The sequence below is a fragment of the Pseudomonas sp. E102 genome, from assembly GCF_052660185.1.
The window spans coordinates 1,577,878-1,597,719 of record NZ_CP084025.1; the positions used below are offsets into that span (position 1 = coordinate 1,577,878).

19 protein-coding genes are annotated in these 19,842 nt (G+C 63.3%); 14 read left to right on the forward strand and 5 right to left on the reverse strand.

From position 1 onward, the window contains the following. Window positions 1–5: 5 nt before the first annotated feature. From DOCECA_RS07330 to DOCECA_RS07380, 11 genes are all read left to right on the forward strand, one after another. Window positions 6–962, forward strand: a complete 957-nt coding sequence (locus DOCECA_RS07330) for an ABC transporter permease (protein WP_420766627.1) — start codon at window positions 6–8, stop codon at window positions 960–962. Then, a complete protein-coding gene (locus DOCECA_RS07335) occupies window positions 959–1,834 on the forward strand; it encodes an ABC transporter permease (protein ID WP_420766626.1) in 876 nt (291 codons plus the stop codon). The genes DOCECA_RS07330 and DOCECA_RS07335 overlap by 4 nt, the downstream gene beginning before the upstream one ends. Window position 1,835: 1 nt before the next feature. After that, complete coding sequence (locus DOCECA_RS07340; protein WP_445571676.1) at window positions 1,836–3,680, forward strand: ABC transporter ATP-binding protein; 1,845 nt, start codon at window positions 1,836–1,838, stop codon at window positions 3,678–3,680. Beyond that, the gene (locus DOCECA_RS07345; protein WP_420766624.1) at window positions 3,677–3,985 is read left to right on the forward strand and encodes a (2Fe-2S)-binding protein; all 309 of its coding nucleotides are present in this window, start codon (window positions 3,677–3,679) and stop codon (window positions 3,983–3,985) included. The genes DOCECA_RS07340 and DOCECA_RS07345 overlap by 4 nt, the downstream gene beginning before the upstream one ends. After that, entirely contained in the window at window positions 3,967–5,343 is a 1,377-nt protein-coding gene (locus DOCECA_RS07350; protein WP_445571677.1) for an FAD-dependent oxidoreductase, read from the forward strand. The genes DOCECA_RS07345 and DOCECA_RS07350 overlap by 19 nt, the downstream gene beginning before the upstream one ends. Beyond that, window positions 5,340–6,491 (forward strand): NAD(P)/FAD-dependent oxidoreductase, encoded by a 1,152-nt coding sequence (locus DOCECA_RS07355; protein WP_434563655.1) that lies wholly within the window; start codon window positions 5,340–5,342, stop codon window positions 6,489–6,491. The genes DOCECA_RS07350 and DOCECA_RS07355 overlap by 4 nt, the downstream gene beginning before the upstream one ends. Then, complete coding sequence (gene argE, locus DOCECA_RS07360) at window positions 6,488–7,645, forward strand: acetylornithine deacetylase (RefSeq protein WP_434611026.1); 1,158 nt, start codon at window positions 6,488–6,490, stop codon at window positions 7,643–7,645. The genes DOCECA_RS07355 and argE overlap by 4 nt, the downstream gene beginning before the upstream one ends. A gap of 290 nt (window positions 7,646–7,935) precedes the next feature. After that, window positions 7,936–9,393 (forward strand): NAD-dependent succinate-semialdehyde dehydrogenase, encoded by a 1,458-nt coding sequence (locus DOCECA_RS07365; RefSeq protein ID WP_434563659.1) that lies wholly within the window; start codon window positions 7,936–7,938, stop codon window positions 9,391–9,393. 40 nt (window positions 9,394–9,433) lie between these two features. Then, window positions 9,434–10,513: a tartrate dehydrogenase gene (locus DOCECA_RS07370; protein WP_420766619.1), complete on the forward strand. Its 1,080-nt coding sequence runs from the start codon at window positions 9,434–9,436 to the stop codon at window positions 10,511–10,513. Between the two features lie 82 nt (window positions 10,514–10,595). After that, window positions 10,596–12,080 (forward strand): PAS domain S-box protein, encoded by a 1,485-nt coding sequence (locus DOCECA_RS07375; RefSeq protein WP_434628470.1) that lies wholly within the window; start codon window positions 10,596–10,598, stop codon window positions 12,078–12,080. Window positions 12,081–12,320: 240 nt separating this feature from the next. Further along, complete coding sequence (locus tag DOCECA_RS07380) at window positions 12,321–12,569, forward strand: DUF1652 domain-containing protein (protein ID WP_420766617.1); 249 nt, start codon at window positions 12,321–12,323, stop codon at window positions 12,567–12,569. A gap of 45 nt (window positions 12,570–12,614) precedes the next feature. Here the strand turns inward: DOCECA_RS07380 and DOCECA_RS07385 are convergent, their stop codons facing one another. The 3 genes from DOCECA_RS07385 to DOCECA_RS07395 all read right to left on the reverse strand — a co-directional run bounded on the left by DOCECA_RS07385 (window position 12,615) and on the right by DOCECA_RS07395 (window position 14,940). Next, window positions 12,615–14,000: a sensor histidine kinase gene (locus tag DOCECA_RS07385; protein WP_445571678.1), complete on the reverse strand. Its 1,386-nt coding sequence runs from the start codon at window positions 13,998–14,000 to the stop codon at window positions 12,615–12,617. Further along, window positions 13,978–14,661: a response regulator transcription factor gene (locus DOCECA_RS07390; RefSeq protein ID WP_047230191.1), complete on the reverse strand. Its 684-nt coding sequence runs from the start codon at window positions 14,659–14,661 to the stop codon at window positions 13,978–13,980. Before DOCECA_RS07390 ends, DOCECA_RS07385 begins: the two co-directional genes overlap by 23 nt. A 78-nt stretch (window positions 14,662–14,739) precedes the next feature. Then, window positions 14,740–14,940, reverse strand: coding sequence for a hypothetical protein (locus DOCECA_RS07395; protein WP_420766615.1), 201 nt, complete (start codon window positions 14,938–14,940; stop codon window positions 14,740–14,742). Between the two features lies 1 nt (window position 14,941). On the opposite strand from DOCECA_RS07395, the gene hcnA reads away from it, so the two are divergent. From hcnA to hcnC, 3 genes are read left to right on the forward strand one after another with little or no spacing between them, the layout of a single operon-like run. Then, window positions 14,942–15,262, forward strand: coding sequence for a cyanide-forming glycine dehydrogenase subunit HcnA (gene hcnA, locus DOCECA_RS07400; protein WP_420766636.1), 321 nt, complete (start codon window positions 14,942–14,944; stop codon window positions 15,260–15,262). Beyond that, the gene (hcnB, locus tag DOCECA_RS07405) at window positions 15,259–16,668 is read left to right on the forward strand and encodes a cyanide-forming glycine dehydrogenase subunit HcnB (RefSeq protein ID WP_420766614.1); all 1,410 of its coding nucleotides are present in this window, start codon (window positions 15,259–15,261) and stop codon (window positions 16,666–16,668) included. Before hcnA ends, hcnB begins: the two co-directional genes overlap by 4 nt. Beyond that, window positions 16,661–17,920 (forward strand): cyanide-forming glycine dehydrogenase subunit HcnC, encoded by a 1,260-nt coding sequence (gene hcnC, locus DOCECA_RS07410; RefSeq protein ID WP_434611035.1) that lies wholly within the window; start codon window positions 16,661–16,663, stop codon window positions 17,918–17,920. Before hcnB ends, hcnC begins: the two co-directional genes overlap by 8 nt. A gap of 50 nt (window positions 17,921–17,970) precedes the next feature. On the opposite strand, the gene DOCECA_RS07415 is transcribed toward hcnC, so the two are convergent. Both DOCECA_RS07415 and DOCECA_RS07420 read right to left on the reverse strand, forming a co-directional pair. Continuing rightward, entirely contained in the window at window positions 17,971–18,582 is a 612-nt protein-coding gene (locus DOCECA_RS07415; protein ID WP_420766612.1) for a glutathione S-transferase, read from the reverse strand. 33 nt (window positions 18,583–18,615) lie between these two features. After that, window positions 18,616–19,536 (reverse strand): MurR/RpiR family transcriptional regulator, encoded by a 921-nt coding sequence (locus DOCECA_RS07420; RefSeq protein WP_434650799.1) that lies wholly within the window; start codon window positions 19,534–19,536, stop codon window positions 18,616–18,618. Window positions 19,537–19,842: the final 306 nt, after the last annotated feature.

Genomic DNA, 19,842 nt, shown 5'->3' on the forward strand with positions numbered 1-19,842 from the left:
GGGTGATGAATAGCAACACATTGTGGTTGATCGGCCGGCGCCTCGGCGCCGCGATCGTGACCCTGCTGATCGTCTCGATGGTGGTGTTCGCCATCACGGCGGTATTGCCGGGAGACGCGGCGCAACAGTCCCTTGGACAGTTCGCGACGCCTGAACAAGTGGCGGCCCTGCGGGTGAAGATGGGCCTCGACCAGCCAGGCGCATTGCGCTACCTGCACTGGCTGACCAGCCTGCTCAGCGGCGACCTCGGCGTATCGATTTCCAATGCCGTGCCGGTCAGCGAGCTGATGGCCGGACGAGTGCCCAACACCTTGATGCTCGCGGCCGCCACGGCGCTGGTGTCGGTGCCGGTGGCACTGATCCTCGGAATCGGCTCGGCGATGGGGCGAGGGGGGCGCATCGACAGCGTCCTGAGTTTCTTCACGCTGACGATGGTGGCGGTGCCGGAGTTCCTGGTGGCGACGCTGGCGGTGTTGATCTTCGCGGTCAACCTGGGCTGGCTGTCGGCGCTGTCCTACTCCAGCGAAATCACCTCGCCGCTGCAATTCATGCGCACCTATGCCTTGCCGGTCATGACGCTGTGCTGCGTGATCGTTGCGCAGATGGCGCGCATGACCCGGGCGGCGGTGATCGATCAGCTCGACAGCCCCTACGTTGAGATGGCTCGCCTCAAAGGCGTGAGTCCGGTGCGGGTGGTCTTGCGCCACGCCTTGCCCAATGCCATCGGGCCGATCGCCAATGCCATCGCCTTGAGCTTGTCCTACCTGCTGGGTGGCGTGGTGATCGTCGAGACGATCTTCAACTATCCCGGCATCGCCAGCCTCATGGTCGATGCCGTGACGAACCGCGACATGGCATTGGTCCAGGCCTGCACGATGCTGTTTTGCACGGCGTACCTGATGCTGGTGTTGATTGCCGACCTGTGCGCAATCCTGTCCAACCCGAGGCTGAGAAACCAATGAACAATCTCATTGCGAAGTCCCCGCCTGCTGCGCCCGAACTGGCCTATGGCAAGGTTTCCAACGGCGCCTCCTGGCTCGGCCTGCTCGGCGCCGCCATGTGCGTCATCTGGTTGCTGGTGGCCATTTTCGGACCTTGGCTGGCGCCGCACCCGGTGGGCGAAGTGGTGTCCGACAACGTCTTCGACAGCTTCAGCGCGGCGTACCCGCTGGGCACCGACTACCTGGGCCGCGACATGCTCAGCCGGATCATGGTGGGCGCAAGGTTCACCGTCGGCCTGGCCTTGGTCGCGGCGGTTCTGGCGAGCGGCTTGGGAACCACTTGCGCGCTGTTGTCAGTGGTCTCGCCGAAGTGGCTGGACGAGCTGATCAGCCGCCTGATGGACGCCTTCATTTCGATCCCGAGCAAGATGCTTGCGTTGATTATGGTTTCGGCCTTCGGCTCCTCGGTGACCTTGTTGATCTGCACGGCGGTGCTGAGCTTCACGCCGGGCGCATTCCGGATCGCCCGCAGCATGGCCGTGAATATCGAGGCTTTGGAGTACGTGCAGGTGGCCCGTACCCGTGGCGAGCGCAGGTTGTACATCGCTTGTGTGGAGATCCTGCCGAACATGCTCAACCCGGTGCTGGCCGACTTGGGGTTGCGCTTTGGCTTTATCGTGCTGCTGCTCAGTGGCATGAGCTTTCTCGGCCTGGGCGTGCAGCCGCCGGACGCAGACCTGGGCTCCCTGGTGCGCGAGAACATCGGCGGTCTCAACCAGGGCGCGCCAGCCATCGTGATTCCGGCCCTGGCCATTGGCACCCTGACGATCGGCGTGAATCTGTTTATCGATCGCCTGTCTTCGCGGCGCAATCGACGCACGGGAGGTCATTGAAATGAGCGAATTGATTCGAGTCGAAAACCTGCGGGTAGTCGCCTGTGGCGAACGCGGCGAGGTGGAGATCGTCAAGGGCGTCAGTTTTTCTCTGGCAAAAGGCGAAGTGCTCGCATTGATCGGCGAGTCCGGCTCCGGCAAGACCACCATTGCCCTGGCGCTTCTGGGTTATGCCCGACGCGGCTGTCGCCTGGCCGGTGGCGTGGTGCGCATCGGCGAGCACGACATGCTGGCCTTGAGCGAAGGCGAGCTGCAAGGCTTGCGCGGCAATCGCGTCTCGTACATTGCCCAAAGCGCCGCGGCGGCATTCAACCCAGCGAAAAAGCTCATCGACCAGGTGGTCGAGGGCGCGCTGATCCATGGCCTGGGCAGCCGGGCGGTGCTCGAAGCCAAGGCCATCGAACTTTTCCGTGACCTGGCGTTGCCGAACCCCGAGCGCATCGGCCAGCGGTATCCCCATCAAGTCTCCGGCGGGCAATTGCAACGGGTCATGGCGGCAATGGCGCTGATCAGCGATCCGCTGCTGGTGGTGCTCGATGAGCCCACCACCGCCCTGGATGTGACGACCCAGATCGATGTGCTGCGCGCTTTCAAACGCGTGGTGCGCGAGCGGGGCGCGACGGCGGTGTACGTGTCCCATGACTTGGCTGTCGTCGCGCAGATGGCCGACCAGATCGTAGTACTCAACGGCGGCGAGATATTCGAGCAGAGCGCGACCGCGCCGTTGCTCAAGGGGCCCGCCCATGCCTATACCCGAAGCCTGCTGGCGGCGGCGCGTCCGGACACAACGATCCGTCCGCCCTGCGGCCTCGCGGAGGACGCTCCGCTGTTGACCATCCGGGGGCTGACCGCCGGCTACGGCAACAAGAACCCGCAAGGCATGCCGGCGATTCGCGTGCTAGAGGACATCGACCTCACCGTGCGCCGGGGCCAGGCCATCGGGGTGATCGGTGAGTCCGGTTCAGGTAAATCGACCTTGGCCCGGGTGGTGGCGGGGTTGCTGCCTCCGGCCCTTGGCGGGTTGACCTTCGACGGCCAGCCATTGGGCGGTAGCTTGCAGGAACGCACTGCTGACCAGTTCCGCCGCATCCAGATGGTTTTCCAGAACGCCGACACCGCCCTTAACCCCATGCACAGCATCAGCGCCATCCTGAGCCGGCCGTTGAAGATGTATTTCGGCCTCAAGGGCGCGGCCCTGCGCGAGCGCATCGGCGAGTTGCTCGACCTCGTCCGTTTGCCCCGGGACTTGGCCGAGCGACGTCCGAGCGAGCTGTCCGGCGGTCAGAAACAGCGGGTCAACCTGGCCCGGGCGCTGGCGGCCAAGCCGGACCTGATCCTCTGCGATGAAGTGACGTCGGCCCTCGATACCGTGGTCGGCGCGGCGATCCTTGAACTGCTGCGCGACCTGCGGCAACAACTGGGCGTGTCGTACCTGTTCATCAGCCACGACATCTCCACCGTGCGAGCGCTGTGCGACGACATCGTGGTGATGTACAGCGGCCACAAGGTCCAGTCGGGGTCTCGGCAATCGTTCGCCCAGGCACCGTTTCATCCCTACACGGACCTGCTGATCCATTCGGTGCCAGAGCTGCGCCAGGGCTGGCTGGAAACCTGCGGCGCGACGACTTGCGGTACGTTGCCGGCGTTGGGGCCAACGGCCAATGAACCGGATCTGTGCACATTCCTCGGTCGCTGCCCGGTACGGGTCGATGGGGTGTGCAACCATATCGCGCCACCCCGGCGCATCGTCGATGGCGGCAGCGAGGTGCTCTGTCACCACGACAGCGGCGAACTGCTGAAAAGCCAGCGGGATTCAAACAGCATGATCGTGGGAGCCTACGCATGAACGCGCGTTTCGTGAGGTTGGCCGAACAGGGCCGCCCCGTCGTCAACCTGAAGGTCGATGGCGTGCCCATCACGGCGTTGCAGGGCGATACGTTGATGGTCGCCTTGCTGACCCACGGCCCGGCGTTGCGCCAGTCGGAATTCGATCCCGGCAGCCGCGCCGGCTTTTGCCTGATGGGCGCCTGCCAGGATTGCTGGGTCTGGACCCGCAGCGGCGAACGCTTGCGCGCCTGCTCCAACGAAGTCCGCGAAGGGCTGGATATCATCACCACGCAACCGGAGGCGATATGGCCACTGCGCGGATAGTCATCGTCGGCGCCGGACCAGCCGGCGTACGCTGTGCCCAGACGTTGGTCGCGGCAGGGTTCAGGCCGATCCTGATCGACGAGAACCGTCGCGACGGCGGGCAGATCTACCGGCGCCAGCCCGAAGGGTTCATCCGGGACTACGGGACGCTGTACGGCACCGAAGCGGCCAAGGCCCGTGATTTGCACGAAAGCTTCGATCGCCTGCGCCCCAACCTCGACTATCGTCCGGATACGCTGGCGTGGAACCTGACGCCGGGTCAATTGAGCTGCGTCAGCCAGGGTCGCCATACGACCGTGGATTTTGACGCACTGATCCTCTGTACCGGTGCCACCGACCGCTTGATGCCGGTCGAGGGCTGGCAGTTGGGCGGCACGTATAGCCTCGGTGGGGCGCAGATTGCCTTGAAGGCTCAGGCGGTGTCCATTGGGCACCGGGTGGTGTTCATGGGCAGCGGGCCGTTGCTGTACCTGGTGGCCAGCCAATACGTGAAGGCTGGCGCCCAGGTCGCGGCGGTGCTGGACACCTCGCCATTGGTCAAGCGCATCCTGGCTTTGCCCAAGCTCATGGCGCGTCCTGGCCTGCTGTTCACGGGCATGAAACTGCTGGCGCAGCTGTACCGGGCGAAGGTTGCGGTACACCTGGGTATTTCGCCGCTGCAAGTGCTCGGCGAAGCGACCGCCGGAGTGAGCGGCGTTCGGGTACGTCGCGCAGACGGCCAGGAACTGACGGTGGATTGCGACGCGGTGGCGTTGGGGTATCACCTGCGTCCCGAAACCCAGCTGGCCGACCTGGCGGGCTGCCGCCTGCGCTTCGACGAGGCTTCCGGGCAATGGCTGCTGGACACCGACGAAGAAGGCCGGACGTCGGTCAGTGGCATCTATGCGGCGGGGGACGGCTCGCGAATCCGGGGTGCCGACGGCGCCGAGCATGCCGGGCGGCTGGTGGCCATGGCGCTACTGGGTGACTTGCAGCAACCGGTGGATGCGGCCCGATTGGCCGAACAGCGCGGGGCGTTGAAGGTGATGGACGAGTTCCGCCTCGGCCTCGCCCAGGCGTTTCCCTGGCCGGCCGCGCAAGCCAAGGCCTTGCCGGACGAAGCCATCGTCTGCCGCTGCGAAATGATCAGCGCCGGTGAGCTGCGGCGTACCGTCAGCGAGAAGGGGGCCTGTGAAGTCAATCGGGCCAAGGCTTTCAGCCGGGTCGGCATGGGTCGCTGCCAGGGTCGCTATTGCTCCCAGGCCGGGGCCGAGGTGATTGCCGCGGCGGCCAGCGTGCCGGTGCAAGAAGTCGGACGCCAGCGCGGACAGGCACCGGTCAAACCGCTTTCCATGCTGACTCAGGAGGTCACGCCATGACCGTTGAAAAGGCCGATGTACTGATCGTCGGTGGTGGTTTCATGGGCGCGGCGTCGGCGTTTTTCCTGCGCCAGCGGGGCCGGTCGGTGATCCTGCTGGAGCGCGACCAGATCGGCCAATATGCCAGCGGCGTCAATTTTGGCAACGTCCGACGCCAGGGCCGTTTTCTCGGGCAGCTGGAATTGGCGAACCGTTCCTGGGCCCTGTGGAAACGCCTGCCGGAACTGATCGGCGAGGACCTGGAATTCATTCCCAGCGGACACATGCGCGTGTGTTACCGGGAAGAGGAAATCGAGGAGCTGCAAGCCTACGCCGATGCCCCCGAAGCCCGGCAACTGGAACTGCAGATTTATCGGGGCAGTGAACTGCACGGGCGCTTTCCGTTCCTGGGCAAGGACGTCAAGGGCGGCTCGTACGCCCCCCATGACGGTCACGCCAACCCGCGTCTCGCAGCACCGGCATTTGCCCGGGCGGCGCGGCGCCTCGGTGCCCGCATCGAAGAACGCACGGAAGTTGCCGAGGTGTACAAGGCCAATGGCGAATTCAGCGTCACCACGACCGATGGCCGCCAGTTCCGCGCCTCCCAGTTGCTGATCACAGCCGGTGCCTGGGGGCAAAAACTTTCCGGGCAGTTCGGTGAGCCGGTGCCGCTGGCACCCAACGGTCCGCAAATGGCCGTCACCGAGCCGGTGCCCTATGCCTTGCCGACGGTGATCGGGGTGTACACGAAGATTCCCGAAGAAGTGATCTACTTCCGGCAGATTCCACGGGGCAACATCATCATCGGCGGTGGCTACCGTTGCGAGCCGGACATGCTCAACCGCCGGGCTCATGTCGAACCGCGCAGCCTGCTTAACCAACTGGACCAGATGCGGCGCCTGGTGCCGGGCATTGGCAACCTCAACATCATCCGCGTGTGGAGCGGTATCGAAGGCTACCTGCCCGATAACCTGCCGGTGATGGGCGCCAGCGGCAACGTCGACGGCCTGTACTACGCCTTCGGCTTCAGCGGCCATGGTTTCCAACTCGGTCCGGGCGTCGGCGACGTCATGGCCGAACTGATCAGCACCGGCACCACCAGCACGTCGATCGAACCGTTCTCCATCCGCCGGTTCACCCCGTCCGAACAACGGAGCAAAGCCTCATGAAACCTCGCGTCCTGGCTATTTTCGAGCGCCTGTTGGCGTTCGAAACGGTTTCCTCGGAATCGAACATGGCGCTGATAGAGTACGTCCGCGATGTGTTGGCGGGCAAAGGCATCGAATCGCTGATCGTCAAGGACGAGAGCGGCAAGAAAGCCAACCTGTTCGCCAGCACCGGCCCCCGTGAGGTGCCAGGGGTCCTGCTATCCGGCCATACCGACGTCGTGCCGGCGGCGGGGCAGGCCTGGACCGTTCCGGCATTCCAGGCGACGGTGCGCGATGGCCGGGTCTACGGGCGCGGTAGCTGTGACATGAAAGGCTTCATCGCCCTGGCGATCGACGCCATGCTTGACGCGGCCGACCAGCCGTTGAGCCGGCCGCTGCAACTGGCGCTTTCCCATGATGAAGAAATCGGCTGCGTGGGCGTTCGCCGCCTGCTCGACGTGCTGCACCTGGCCCCGGTGCGACCGTTCCTGTGCGTGATCGGTGAGCCGACCAACATGCAATTCGTGTTGGGCCACAAGGGCAAGGGCTCCTACCGCACCTACTGCCGAGGCCTGGAAGCGCACTCATCCCTGGCCCCGCGCTCGGTCAACGCCATCCACGTGGCGTGCGACTTCATCGCGGCGTTGCGCCAGAGTCAACGGCAGTTGCAGGAGCAGGGCGCCCAGGACAGCGACTATGACGTGCCCTACAGCACGGTGCATGTCGGGCAGATCGTCGGCGGCAAGGCACTCAATATCGTGCCGAACCTGTGTACGCTGGACTTCGAAGTGCGCAACCTGCCGGCCGACGATCTGGATCGGTTTCTGGAGCAACTGCACGAGCACGCCGAAGTGATCGTCCGCGAGGCGAAAAAGCTCTCGAACGTAGCGGACATCCAGATCGAGACGCTGAATGTCTATCCGGGGCTTGATACGCATCCGAGCGTCGAAGCGGTGCGGTTTCTCAAGCATTTCGCTGAGCCGGGTACCGGGACTGCGAAGGTCTCTTTCGGCACCGAGGGTGGGTTGTTCAAGCAGCGGCTGGACGTGCCGGTGGTGGTGTGTGGGCCGGGCTCCATCGAACAGGCGCATAAGCCGGATGAGTTTATCGAAGTGGCTCAGATGGAGGCGGGGGAGCGGTTCCTGGCTGGGTTGCTTGGGGCTTTGAAGGTTTAAACCGCGTCCACCGCAAGGCCCCCAGATTTAGCCGCGCCAAAGAAACCTGTGGGAGCGAGCTTGCTCGCGATGGGCCCAGGACATCCGACTCACTCATGGGCTCATACGCCGCCTTCGCGAGCAAGCCCGTTCCCACGCACCAAGCAAGAACAAAGCAGTCGCAGTCCTATCGGTATAGCCTGCCGCTTCACCCCAAAACTTCAGCATCCAACACCGCCCAACCTCCGCTTTCAGCATCCTGCGCCGCGGCACCTCCTTAGACTGGAACTACCTCGGAACAGGACGCGACCATGCTCACTCAACTTCTGAAAGACCCCAGCCTGCTGGCGGAACTGGCTTATATCGACGGGCAGTGGGTGGGGGCCGACGATGGCGCCACCCTCGACGTCATCAACCCGGCCACCGGCCAAACGCTCGCCCGCGTCCCCGCGATGCAAGGCAGCGAAACCCGACGCGCCATCGAGGCAGCGGACGGGGCCTGGGCGGCATGGCGCGCGCGTCCGGCGGCGGAGCGGGCGGCGATGTTGGAGCGCTGGTATCAAGCCATGATGGACAACCTCGAAGACCTCGCGCTGATCATGACCCATGAACAGGGCAAGCCACTGAATGAAGCCAGGGGCGAGATTCGCTACGGCGCCGGCTTCGTCAAATGGTTCGCCGAAGAGGCCCGTCGGGTCTATGGCGAGACCATTCCGGCCCCCAGCGGCGACCGTCGCCTGCTCACCCTGAAGCAACCGGTCGGCGTCTGCGCCGCCATCACACCGTGGAACTTCCCCAACGCGATGATCACCCGCAAGTGCGCTCCGGCGCTGGCGGCGGGGTGCCCGGTGATCGTCAAGCCGTCGGACCTGACACCGTTGTCCGCCCTGGCGCTCGCCGTGCTGGCCGAGCGGGTCGGGATTCCGGCCGGGGTCTTCAATGTGGTCACGGGCATGCCCGCTGGCATCGGCGAAGAGCTGACCGGCAACCCGACGGTGCGCAAGATTTCCTTCACCGGCTCGACGGCGGTCGGCCGCCTGTTGATGCGCCAGAGCGCCGAGCACATCAAGCGCCTGAGCCTGGAGCTCGGTGGCAATGCGCCGTTCATCGTGTTCGACGATGCTGATCTGGAACAGGCCGTGGCCGGCATCATGCAAAGCAAGTTTCGCAACGCCGGCCAGACCTGCGTCTGCGCCAACCGCATCCTGGTGCAGGAAGGCATCTACGAACGTTTTGCCGAGCGGCTGGTGCAGGAAGTGCGCAAGCTGAAGATCGGCGATGGGCTCGAAGCCGACGTGATGATCGGTCCATTGATCAATCCTGCTGCGGTGAGCAAGGTCGCCCGGCATATCGACGATGCGCTGAGCCAGGGCGCGCGCCTCCTGTGTGGCGGCATTCCTCAAGGCGACAGCCAGTTCGTCGAGCCGACGGTGCTGGGCGACGCCCACGCCGGGATGTTGCTTGCCAATGAAGAAACCTTCGGCCCGGTTGCACCGCTGATGCGCTTTTCGACGGAGGACGAGGCACTGGCCTTGGCCAATGCCACGCCTTATGGCCTGGGTGCCTATTTCTTTACCCAGGACCTGCGGCGCTCGTGGCATTTCGGCGAGGCGTTGGAGTTCGGGATGATCGGGCTCAACACCGGGATCATCTCCATGGAGGTGGCGCCTTTCGGTGGCATCAAGCAGTCCGGCCTGGGGCGCGAAGGCAGCAAGTACGGCCTGGATGAGTACCTTGAAGTGAAAGCTTTCCATATCGGTGGGCTGTGATGCGGCCTTCGTTTGAACAGACAACCGGGAGTCAGGACTGATGAGTAAACCCTTTAGAATCGCCGCGATTGCCGGCGATGGCATTGGCAAGGAAGTATTGCCCGAAGGCCTGCGAGTATTGGAGCAGGCCGCCAGGCAATGGCAGTTGGACCTGGACATCCAAGTGTTCGATTGGGCTCACTGCGATTATTACCTGGAGCACGGGCAGATGATGCCCGTCGACTGGTTCGAGCAACTCAAGGGCTTCGACGCGATCTACTTCGGCGCCGTGGGATGGCCGGACAAGGTCCCGGACCACATCTCCCTGTGGGGCTCGTTGCTCAAGTTCCGCCGCGATTTCGACCAGTATGTGAACATCCGCCCGGTGCGGCTGTTTCCGGGCGTGCCCTGTCCGCTGGCCGGACGGGAGGCGGGGGATATCGATTTCGTGGTAATCCGCGAAAACACCGAGGGTGAATATTCCTCGGTCGGCGGCAAGATGTTCGAAGGCACCGAGCATGAATTCGTCCTGCAGGAATCGGTGTTCACTCGCCGAGGCGTCGACCGGATTCTCAAGTTCGCCTTCGACCTGGCCCAATCCCGACCGCGCAAGCGCCTGACGGCCGCGACCAAGTCCAACGGGATTTCCATCAGCATGCCGTACTGGGACGAACGCACGGCCTTGATGGCCGAGCAATACCCCGAGGTGACATGGGACAAACAGCACATCGACATCCTGTGCGCCCGTTTCGTCCTGCAACCAGACCGCTTCGATGTCGTGGTCGCCTCGAACCTGTTCGGCGACATCCTTTCCGACCTCGGCCCCGCCTGCGCCGGCACTATCGGCATCGCGCCGTCGGCGAACCTGGATCCGCAGCGGCGCTTTCCCTCGCTGTTCGAACCGGTGCACGGCTCGGCGCCGGATATCTATGGGCAAAACATTGCCAACCCGATCGCGATGATCTGGTCGGCAGCGTTGATGCTGGATTTCCTTGGCAACGGCGATGAGCGTTATCGCGCGGCCCATGACGGGATCCTGCGGGCCATCGAGCAGGTGATCGCACACGGGCCGATAACCCCGGACCTGGGCGGACAAGCCTCGACCCAGGACGTCGGCAAGGCTATCGCCGCGGGGCTTTGAGGGCCTGGCGCACTATCGCAAGCCCATGTGGTCGTAACCTTCAACGCATCCATGCCTGAACGTCACGACCCATGGAGACCCAATGAATCAGGACGTCCCGAACACCGATACCAATCGCCGCCAATTGCTGCAAATCATCGCCGGATTGTCTGACGGCGTGATACTGGTCGAGGTCGACCAGACCATTGCCTGGGCCAATGAAGCCGCCCTGACCATGCACGGCGTCACGGAGCTCGGCGAGTTGGGCGCCAATGCCAAGCAATACGCCAAGCGTTTCCACCTGCGCTATCGCAATAACCATTCGTTGCCCGAAGACAATTACCCCATCGCCCGCGTCGCTCGTGGCGATGAATTCAGCGATGTGCTGGTGGAAGTCACGCCAGACGCCGACCCGGATCGGACCTGGGTTCACCGCATCCGCAGCATGGTCCTGAGTGACCGTGCCGGCGAGCCGGAATATCTGGTGCTGATTCTCAGCGATGCCACTGAATGGGCCAGCGCTGAGCAACGGTTCGAGAGAACCTTTGGCGCTAATCCGGCGCCTGCGGTGATCTGCCGCCTCAGCGACCTGCGCTATATCAAGGTCAACGCGGGCTTCCTGGAGATGACCGGCTACAGCCGCGAGCAGGTGATCGGCCGTTCGGTGTATGAGTTGGATGTGCTCGAAGCGGCCGAGAAGCGTGACCTGGCCATCGAGCGCCTGGGCCAGGGTGCGACCATTCCGCAGATGCAGGCCGAAATGCGTTTGCCGGACGGTAGCAGCAAGCAAGTGATCGTCGCCGGCCAGCCCCTGGACCTGCACGATGAAGACTGCATGCTGTTCTCCTTCATGGACATGGAGCCCCGGCGCAAGGCCGAGACGGCGCTGCGCCAAAGCGAGGAGCGCTTTGCCAAGTCATTCCGCCTGTCGCCGGTGCCAACGCTGATCTGTAGCGCTGAGCAGCAATTGCTGGAAATCAACGAGGCCTTCCTCCAGGCGACCGGTTACGCCAGCGAAGAGTTGTTGGGCAAGACCGTCGAGGAAATCGGTTTTCTCGAAAAGGACGCAGGCGCGACGCTTTTTGCGCGGTTGGAAAAGACCGCCACTGTGTCCGGCGTCGACATCAAGGTTCACAGAAAAGGAGGCGAACAGATCGACTGCGAAGTGGCGGCCGACACTGTGGTCATCCAGGACAAACCCTGCTATTTGCTGGTGCTCATGAACATCACCGAACGCAAGCGCTCGGAGCTTGAACTGGTGGCGGCCATCGAGGAAGTGATGAAGGACGCCTCGTGGTTCAGTCGGACCTTGATCGAAAAACTCGCCAATGTGAAAAGCATCAACGCGCAAAGCCCCACGACATCGTTCACCGAGCTGACGGCCCGGGAACGCGACGTGCTTGGCCTGATCTGCGAGGGCCTGGCTGACAAGGAAATCGCCGCGCGGCTCAAGCTCGCGCCAAACACCGTGCGCAATCACGTGGCTACGCTATATTCCAAACTGGACGTGCATAGCCGCAGCGAAGCGATTGTCTGGGCGCGGGAGCGGGGGTTGTACGCAAATGAATGGCGGATGAAGGCACCATAGTAGCCAGTGCATATGCACCTGCCGTGCTAGTGCAAATTCGGGTTCTTCGCGGGCGCCTCCTTCCTTAGGCTGAGAGGGTGCGGCATAGCTGTTGATGTCGCGTCCCCCACGAAACAGTCAAGGAATACGCCACAATGCGCAACAAGCCCTTCAAGTGCGAGATCGACAGGAAGTCTGCGGGAGCCAGGAGGCCGGGTGTGTCCAACGGTCATTTGCGACTTCGAAGCTGAGGTGCGAACGATGACCCATCTTGCTCCGCTTCGCGCCCGCCTCGAAAAAAGTTTTGCTCCGCTGTCCTGCGCATGCAACCTCAATGGCGATGGCACGCTGACTATTCGTCTGTATCACCAGGAAAGCGGCGAGGTCGACCTGGTGGTGAGCGGCATGAGCGTCGAGAGCATCCGCTCTGAAGAGGGCCTGGAGAAGCTGATTGACGAGCTGCGCTACGAACTGCAGAACACGCCGTTGCACCGCAGTGATCCTGCCTGATTTCCTGGTCCGCTAAGACGCGCTCCCTCGCCACGGGCCAACGAATCAGAGCAATGTCGCCCGGCAATCGAGCACCAGCCGGGCGCCGCCCGACTCGCTGCGATCCACTTCCAGGGTAAATCCGTGCAAATTGACAATCGCCGCGACAATGGACAGGCCAAGGCCGAATCCGCCGTGCTGGCTGCTGCCCTCGGAGCGGTAGAAACGGCGAAACACCGCCTTGCGCTCTGCCTCCGGGATGCCAGGGCCGGAGTCGAGCACTTCGATGCGGGTGCTGTCGCCCTGGTCGACGCCGCGCAGGATCACCTCACCGCCCGGTGGGGTGAATTTGATGGAATTGCTCAGCAGGTTCGACACGGCCTCGAACAGCAACGCCCGGTCGCCGTTGAGCAGGGGCAGGCTGGCGGGCACCTCCAGCTTGAAAACCAGCTCGCGCTCTTCGGCGAGGGGCAGGTAGAAATCGTGCAGTTCTTGCAATAACTGCAAGGGATCGAGGCGCATGAAGCCGGAGCGACGCTGCTGGTCCTCCAACTCCGATATCCGCAACAGCCCGCGAAACCGCGCCATCAGCGTATCCGTCTCGGCGATCACCTGATCCATCTGCAAGGCTTCGGGCGAGCCGTCCGCCGCTTCCTGCTGGATGCGATAGAGCTGGGCCCGCAGGCGGGTCAGTGGCGTGCGCAAGTCATGGGCGATGTTGTCGCAGACGCCCTTGACCTCGTTCATCAGCCGTTCGATGCGGTCGAGCATGGCATTGACGATGGCCGCCAGCATGTCCAGTTCATCGCGGCGGCTCGACAGCGGCAGGCGATGGGTCAGGTCACCGGCGACGATGGCTTCGGCGCTGGCTTGCAGCTTGCGAATCCGCCGCAACGGCCGGCGCCGCAGCAGGTGCCAGCCGAAGATGCCCGGCAGGATCGTCAGCGATACGCCCCAGAACAGCGCGTGTGAAATGATGCGTGTCACGGCGAACAACGAGCCATTGTCCCGCGCCAGCACCAGCCAGCGACCATCCTGGGTCCGGGTCGCTATCGCGTCGCAACTGTCGGACGGCACGCCCGGGTCGTCGGAATCGACGCAACCGCCGAGCATATGGATCTTGCCATCGAGCGGCAGATCGGCGGGGATGCGTTGGATTGGTCCGCTCAGATGGCGCAACTGCGGATCGAACAGGCCGTAGGCGTCGACGCCGCGTTCGTCCAACGTCAGGCTGGCCATCAGCGCGTCCTCCAGCTGGTCGCCGTGGATGCGCGCGAACAGGTGCTGGCGTTGCATCAGGGAATGTTTGGCGAGGCTGTCGAGGTAGCCAAACACTTCGTAATACATCACCCCCATCAGGATGGCGCTCCAGATCACGAACAGCGCGCTGTAGAGCGCCAGCAGGCGGCTGCTGGAGGATCGCCAGCCCTTAGCGGGGTTCAGCAATGACATAGCCGGACCCTCGTACTGTGCGAATCAGCGGCTCCAGGCCCGGCGGGTCGATTTTTTTGCGCAGGCGACCGATGTGGACGTCGATCAGGTTGGTGCCGGGGTCGAAGTGATACCCCCAGACCTCTTCGAAAATCATCATGCGCGACAGGATCTGGCCGCTGTTGCGCATCAGGAATTCCAGCAGTTTGTATTCGGTGGGCAAGAGGCTGAGCAGTTGCCCGTTGCGGCTGGCTTCGCGGCTGATCAGGTTCAGCTCCAGGTCCGCCACCCGCAGCGCGGTCTCGGGTTCACGGGCACCGTTGTTGCGGCGCAGCAACACCTCGACCCGGGCGGCCATTTCATCGGTGGCGAACGGCTTGGTCAGGTAATCGTCGCCACCGGCGCGCAGGCCGCGGACGCGTTCGTCGACATCGGACAGGGCGCTGATCATCAGAATCGGCGTGGCCACGCCCATGGTCCGTAGCGTGGTGACAATCACCAGGCCGTCCAGTTCGGGGAGCATGCGGTCGAGGGTGATCAGGTCGTAGTCACCGCTGACCGCGCGCTCCAAGCCTTCGCGGCCATTGTCGACCCAGTCGACGTCCAGGCCGTTGCGGGTCAGTTCGGCGACAATTTCCCGAGCGGTCACGGCGTCGTCTTCGATGGTCAGGATGCGGTTCATGGTCAGTACCGGGTGAGTAATTGGAGCGACTGCGCAGCATTCTGCCAAAGAATACCTGTCGGCTTTCTGAAAAAAAGTTCATGGGCGCGGACGTGCGCATTGATTGGCCTGGATCAACACTTCGTCACAAATAATCCCTAACATCATTGCGCCGCGCACCAGCATGCTGCGCCTGTTGCCCTGTTTTGGCGCGCAGTCGCCGATGGGCATCGCCGCAAGGCGGGTGGTGGCGTGCCGCAAGGAGCCAAGACCGACTGAACCTTCAAGGAAGAGCTGCATGATGCAACCTCAAGACCTCATACACCGACAATACGATATCCAGCCGCTCGAGGCTGACATGACCGTGCTCCTGGACGGACAGGCTGTCAATGCCGCCCAGGGCGAAACCGTGCTTACCGTGATCCAGGCCCTGGGTCGCCGGCAGGTGGCCCGCAACGACCACGACCAGATCAGTGGCGCCTATTGCGGCATGGGGGTTTGCCACTGCTGCCTGGTCAAGATCGATGGTCGCCATAAGCGCCGCGCCTGCCAGACACTCGTGCGCCCCGGCATGCAGATCGAGACCCGGGCCAACCGCATTGCTGAAACGGAGGCGCCATGAACCTCGATCCAGTCATCGTCGGCGGCGGGCCGGCGGGCATGGCGGCGGCTACCGAGCTGGCCTCCCACGGGGTGCGCTGCACCTTGCTCGAAGAGGCGCCGCGCCTCGGTGGCGTGGTGTATCGCGGCCCCTTGCGCGATGGCGTATGCCTGGATTACCTGGGGGCCCGCTACAGCGAAGCGTTGGAGAAGCTCCATGGGGACTTCCAGCGCCACGCCGACCTGATCGACGTGCAATTGGGCAGCCGTGTCATCGGGGCGGAGGGATTCCGGGCGCTGACGCTGCTCGATGCGCACGAGCGCTTGCGGTCGGTTGCCTATTCGCAGTTGATCCTGGCAGCGGGGTGCCATGAACGCAGCGTACCGTTCCCTGGCTGGACCCTCCCGGGCGTGATGATGCTTGGCGGCTTGCAGCTGCAGATCAAGAGCGGCGTGGTCAAGCCGCCGAGCCCGGTGGTGATCGCCGGGACGGGCCCGTTATTGCCATTGGTGGCCTGTCAGCTTCACGCCTCGGGCGTCACCGTGGCGGGCGTCTATGAGGCGTGTGCGTTCGGCAGGATCGCCAAGGAAAGCCTAGCGCTGCTGAACAAGCCGCAACTGTTCCTCGACGGCCTGGGCATGCTCGCGTACCTCAAGCGCCATCGCATTCCCGTGCGCTATGGCTGGGGCGTGGTGCGTGCCGAAGGCGAGGGCGAGTTGAGCGCCGTGACCGTAGCGCCGTACTCCGTAAATTGGGAACCGGACCTTGCGCGCGCCGAACAGGTGCCGGCCCAGACGTTGGCCGTCGGCTACGGGTTTATTCCGCGCACCCAGCTGAGCCAGCAGATGGGCCTGGAACATGGTTTCAGCGACGACGGCTATCTGCGTGCCGAGTCCGATGCCTGGCAACGGGGCAGCGAGGCGCATGTCCATCTGGCGGGCGACATGGGCGGGATTCGCGGGGGAGAGGCAGCCATGCTGAGCGGGCGCATCGCGGCGCTGTCGGTGCTGGTGCAACGCAACGTCCTGGATGAGGCGGCAGCCCTCGGGCGTCGCGAGCGGTACCAGGCACAACTGGACCGCATCATTCGTTTTCGCGCCGCGGTCGATCGCTACACCCAGCGTGGGGCGGGCCAAACGGCGCTGCCTGCCGCCGACACGGTGATCTGCCGCTGCGAACATGCCACCCGCGCCGACATCGACCGGGCCCTGGCGCAGGGCGTGCAAGACATGGCCAGCCTGAAGATGCGCACCCGCGTGAGCATGGGCGACTGCCAGGGGCGCATGTGCGTCGGTTATTGCAGCGACCGGTTGCGCGAGGCCACCGGGCGCGCTGATGTAGGGTGGCTACGGCCACGTTTCCCCATAGATCCTGTTCCTTTTTCAGCGTTCCAGTACCTCGGCACGGAGGCCGTTTCCCATGATTAGGCATTACGATGTTGTGATTGCCGGTGGCGGCGTGATCGGCGCCTCCTGCGCTTACCAGCTGTCCAAGCGCAACCATCTGAAGATCGCCCTGATCGACGCCAAGCGTCCAGGCAACGCCACCCGCGCCTCGGCGGGTGGCCTCTGGGCCATTGGCGAATCGGTGGGCCTGGGTTGCGGGGTGATTTTCTTCAGGATGATGTCAGCCAATCGCAAGCGCCAGGCCCAGGGCGCCGCCGTGGCGGTGGATGCCAGCACGCCGCACATCCTGCCCGACTCGTTTTTCGAATTCGCCTTGCAGTCCAACGCGATGTACCCACAATTGCACCGGGAACTGTTCGATCGTCATGGCATGGATTTCAAGTTCGAACGGACCGGGCTCAAGTTCGTGATCTACGACGATGAAGATCGGTTGTATGCCGAGCATATCGTCGCCTGCATTCCTCATCTGGCCGATCAGGTGCGCTGGCTCGACCAGGCGGCATTGCGCGAGGCCGAGCCGAACGTCAGCCACGAGGCCCGGGGTGCCCTGGAGTTCCTGTGCGACCATCAGGTCAGCCCATTCCGCCTGGCAGACGCCTACACCGAGGGCGCGCGGCAGAACGGTGTCGACCTGTTCTTCAACACCAACGTGACTGACGTGTTGCGAAGCGGGACGCGGGTCACCGGCGTGAAGACCGCCGAGGCCGGGACATTCACTTGCCAGACCTTGATCAACGCCGCCGGCGCCTGGGCGGCGGACCTGAGCGAGCAGGCAACGGGCGTGCGGATCCCGGTCAAGCCAGTCAAGGGCCAGATCCTCTTGACCGAGCGCATGCCCAAAATCCTCAATGGCTGCCTGACCACCAGCGACTGCTACGTGGCGCAGAAAGACAACGGCGAAATCCTCATCGGCAGCACCACGGAGGACAAAGGGTTCGACGTGACCACCACCTACCCGGAGATCGAAGGGCTGGTACAGGGTGCCGTGCGCTGTATCCCGCAACTGGCCGACATCAACCTGAAGCGCACCTGGGCCGGCCTGCGTCCAGGCTCACCCGATGAGCTACCGATCCTGGGGCCGATGCGCGGTGTCGAGGGCTACCTCAACGCCTGCGGGCACTTTCGCACCGGTATCCTGACCTCGGCCATCACCGGCGTGCTGCTGGACAAACTGGTGAACCAGGAGCCGCTGCCACTGGACATCACGCCATTTCTGGCCGACCGCTTCGAGGTAGCGCCGACTCCAGAGCCTAGAAAAATGGAACCGGCCTGAACCCTGTGGGAGCGAGCTTGCTCGCTCCCACAAAGGCATGTATCCAGCCGTCATTCCACCGGCGTGCTGACAAACGCTTCCAACCCTTCGGCATAGGCGGTGAATGCGCTGATCTGCGGGAAGGACTTGCCTTGTACTTGATCCGCCACCAACAGGTTGGTGAAGGTCCACGCCACGGCGACGGTGATGCCGGCCTGATCGATGGAACCATCGGTGGGCAGCGGTTGTTTTGCCAGGGCTTGCTCCAGCTCACCGTAGGCGGCCAGCAACTGGCCCGAAATTCGTGACAGCCACGGAGCATGTTGGATATCCGCCGGTCGCAGGGTGCGTTCGTAATAGATCTGCACCGACTTTTCGCACGCCGCCAGCGCCAGCCCGACCAATTGCAAGGAGCGCAATCGTTGGGCTGGATCGGACGGCATCAGGCTGTTCGCCGGGCCGGCCAGTGCCTCCAGGTAATCGATGATCAAGGTGGAATCCATCAACACCGAGGCATCATCCATCACCAGCGTGGGGGCCTTGACCACCGGGTTGATGCTCTGGAAATGCTCGAATTGCCGGAACACCGACACCGATTCGTGTTCCAGGGCAATCCCTAGGCATTTGGCGGAAATGGCGACGCGTCGCACGTAGGGCGAGTCCAACATGCCGATCAGTTTCATGGCTTCTCCTTCAGCGGTTTGGCAGGTCGGGTATCAATCCTCGAAGCCGACCTGTTCATGGATTTCATCGACTTTGAGTTCGAGTCGGTAGGCCACGGCGATGAACAGCGCTTGGCACAGGCACAACGTGGCGCTCAACGAGCGGAACGCGAACGAGCTGCCTTCGTTGACCAGCAACACCGCGTTGGCCCGCTTGGCCAGCGGCGATAAGTTGCTGTCGGTGATGATCAGTGTCTTCGCCTGGTGATGCTGGGCAATGCGTAGGCAGTGCTGGGTTTCCTTGCCGTAAGGCGTAAAGCTGATGGCAATCACCAGGTCGTTGGCCCGCACGCTGCGCATCTGCTCGCGATAACTGCCGCCCAGGCCGGAGACCAGGTGAATGCGCTTGTTGGTGTGCTGCAGGTTGTAGACCAGGTAATCGGCCACCGCGAATGAACGCCGCACACCGACCACATAGATGTTGTCGGCATTCACCACCAGGTCCACGGCTTTTTCGAACGCCTCGTCTTCGAGCTCCAGCCCCAGGCGTTCGATACCCGACAGGGTCGCGTTGACGCATTCCCGGGCCAGGTCGCCGGCACTGGCCTTCTGGGATTTGTTGGCGATCATGCTGCGAATGCGTTGCTGGTAGTTCTGTACCGGCGTGGTTTTGTGGGTGTACGCCTCGCGGAACAAAGCCTGCATTTCGCTGAACCCGCTGAAGCCGAAGCGCTGGGAGAAGCGCACGATGGCCGAGGGATGCACTTCACATTCCCGGGCGATGTCGCTGATGCGATCAACCATGATCCGGTCGCTTTGCTGGCTCATATAGCTGGCGATGCGCTTGAGCTGGCGCGGCAGGCCTTCGTATTCCTCGGTGATCAGTTGCAACAGCCGCTCGGCGTTGATCGGTGGGCTGGGGAGGGCGGCTTCGGACGCGCTCTCGGACGGCGCCTGCAGATCGGGGCGGGTCATAGGAAATCCTTCTGGCTTGTTCTTATAGGACGCCCCTTGAAAAACGGGCCGATCCTCGACAATAGGTTGGCTGGTCGCAGTCTACAGCGTAGGCGGGAGGAAAATCATGGGTGAACGAAGTTGTAGCGCCTGCTGAAACGATGCACCGCGTCTGGCCCGGTTGAGCAATAGCATATTGGAAAAAATATTCCACGATAAAAATATATGGAAAAAATATTGATTCTTGGCGCTTGCTCGTTTTAGTCTGCATCCACCAAAGCGTTGGCGTCGGTTCCGACGTCAAGCGCAGGCTGATAAAAATAACAG

Bases quoted from the DNA above. Each gene is read 5' to 3' on its own strand.
- DOCECA_RS07330 (WP_420766627.1), top strand. From the start codon at position 6: ATGAATAGCAACACATTGTGGTTGATCGGCCGGCGCCTCGGCGCCGCG.
- DOCECA_RS07365 (WP_434563659.1), top strand. From the start codon at position 7,936: ATGCTCACTCAACTTCTGAAAGACCCCAGCCTGCTGGCGGAACTGGCT.
- hcnA (WP_420766636.1), top strand. From the start codon at position 14,942: ATGCAACCTCAAGACCTCATACACCGACAATACGATATCCAGCCGCTC.
- DOCECA_RS07395 (WP_420766615.1), bottom strand. From the start codon at position 14,940: ATGCAGCTCTTCCTTGAAGGTTCAGTCGGTCTTGGCTCCTTGCGGCAC.
- DOCECA_RS07390 (WP_047230191.1), bottom strand. From the start codon at position 14,661: ATGAACCGCATCCTGACCATCGAAGACGACGCCGTGACCGCTCGGGAA.
- DOCECA_RS07335 (WP_420766626.1), top strand. From the start codon at position 959: ATGAACAATCTCATTGCGAAGTCCCCGCCTGCTGCGCCCGAACTGGCC.
- DOCECA_RS07355 (WP_434563655.1), top strand. From the start codon at position 5,340: ATGACCGTTGAAAAGGCCGATGTACTGATCGTCGGTGGTGGTTTCATG.
- argE (WP_434611026.1), top strand. From the start codon at position 6,488: ATGAAACCTCGCGTCCTGGCTATTTTCGAGCGCCTGTTGGCGTTCGAA.
- hcnB (WP_420766614.1), top strand. From the start codon at position 15,259: ATGAACCTCGATCCAGTCATCGTCGGCGGCGGGCCGGCGGGCATGGCG.
- DOCECA_RS07420 (WP_434650799.1), bottom strand. From the start codon at position 19,536: ATGACCCGCCCCGATCTGCAGGCGCCGTCCGAGAGCGCGTCCGAAGCC.
- hcnC (WP_434611035.1), top strand. From the start codon at position 16,661: ATGATTAGGCATTACGATGTTGTGATTGCCGGTGGCGGCGTGATCGGC.
- DOCECA_RS07340 (WP_445571676.1), top strand. From the start codon at position 1,836: ATGAGCGAATTGATTCGAGTCGAAAACCTGCGGGTAGTCGCCTGTGGC.
- DOCECA_RS07415 (WP_420766612.1), bottom strand. From the start codon at position 18,582: ATGAAACTGATCGGCATGTTGGACTCGCCCTACGTGCGACGCGTCGCC.
- DOCECA_RS07375 (WP_434628470.1), top strand. From the start codon at position 10,596: ATGAATCAGGACGTCCCGAACACCGATACCAATCGCCGCCAATTGCTG.
- DOCECA_RS07370 (WP_420766619.1), top strand. From the start codon at position 9,434: ATGAGTAAACCCTTTAGAATCGCCGCGATTGCCGGCGATGGCATTGGC.
- DOCECA_RS07385 (WP_445571678.1), bottom strand. From the start codon at position 14,000: ATGTCATTGCTGAACCCCGCTAAGGGCTGGCGATCCTCCAGCAGCCGC.
- DOCECA_RS07380 (WP_420766617.1), top strand. From the start codon at position 12,321: ATGACCCATCTTGCTCCGCTTCGCGCCCGCCTCGAAAAAAGTTTTGCT.
- DOCECA_RS07345 (WP_420766624.1), top strand. From the start codon at position 3,677: ATGAACGCGCGTTTCGTGAGGTTGGCCGAACAGGGCCGCCCCGTCGTC.
- DOCECA_RS07350 (WP_445571677.1), top strand. From the start codon at position 3,967: ATGGCCACTGCGCGGATAGTCATCGTCGGCGCCGGACCAGCCGGCGTA.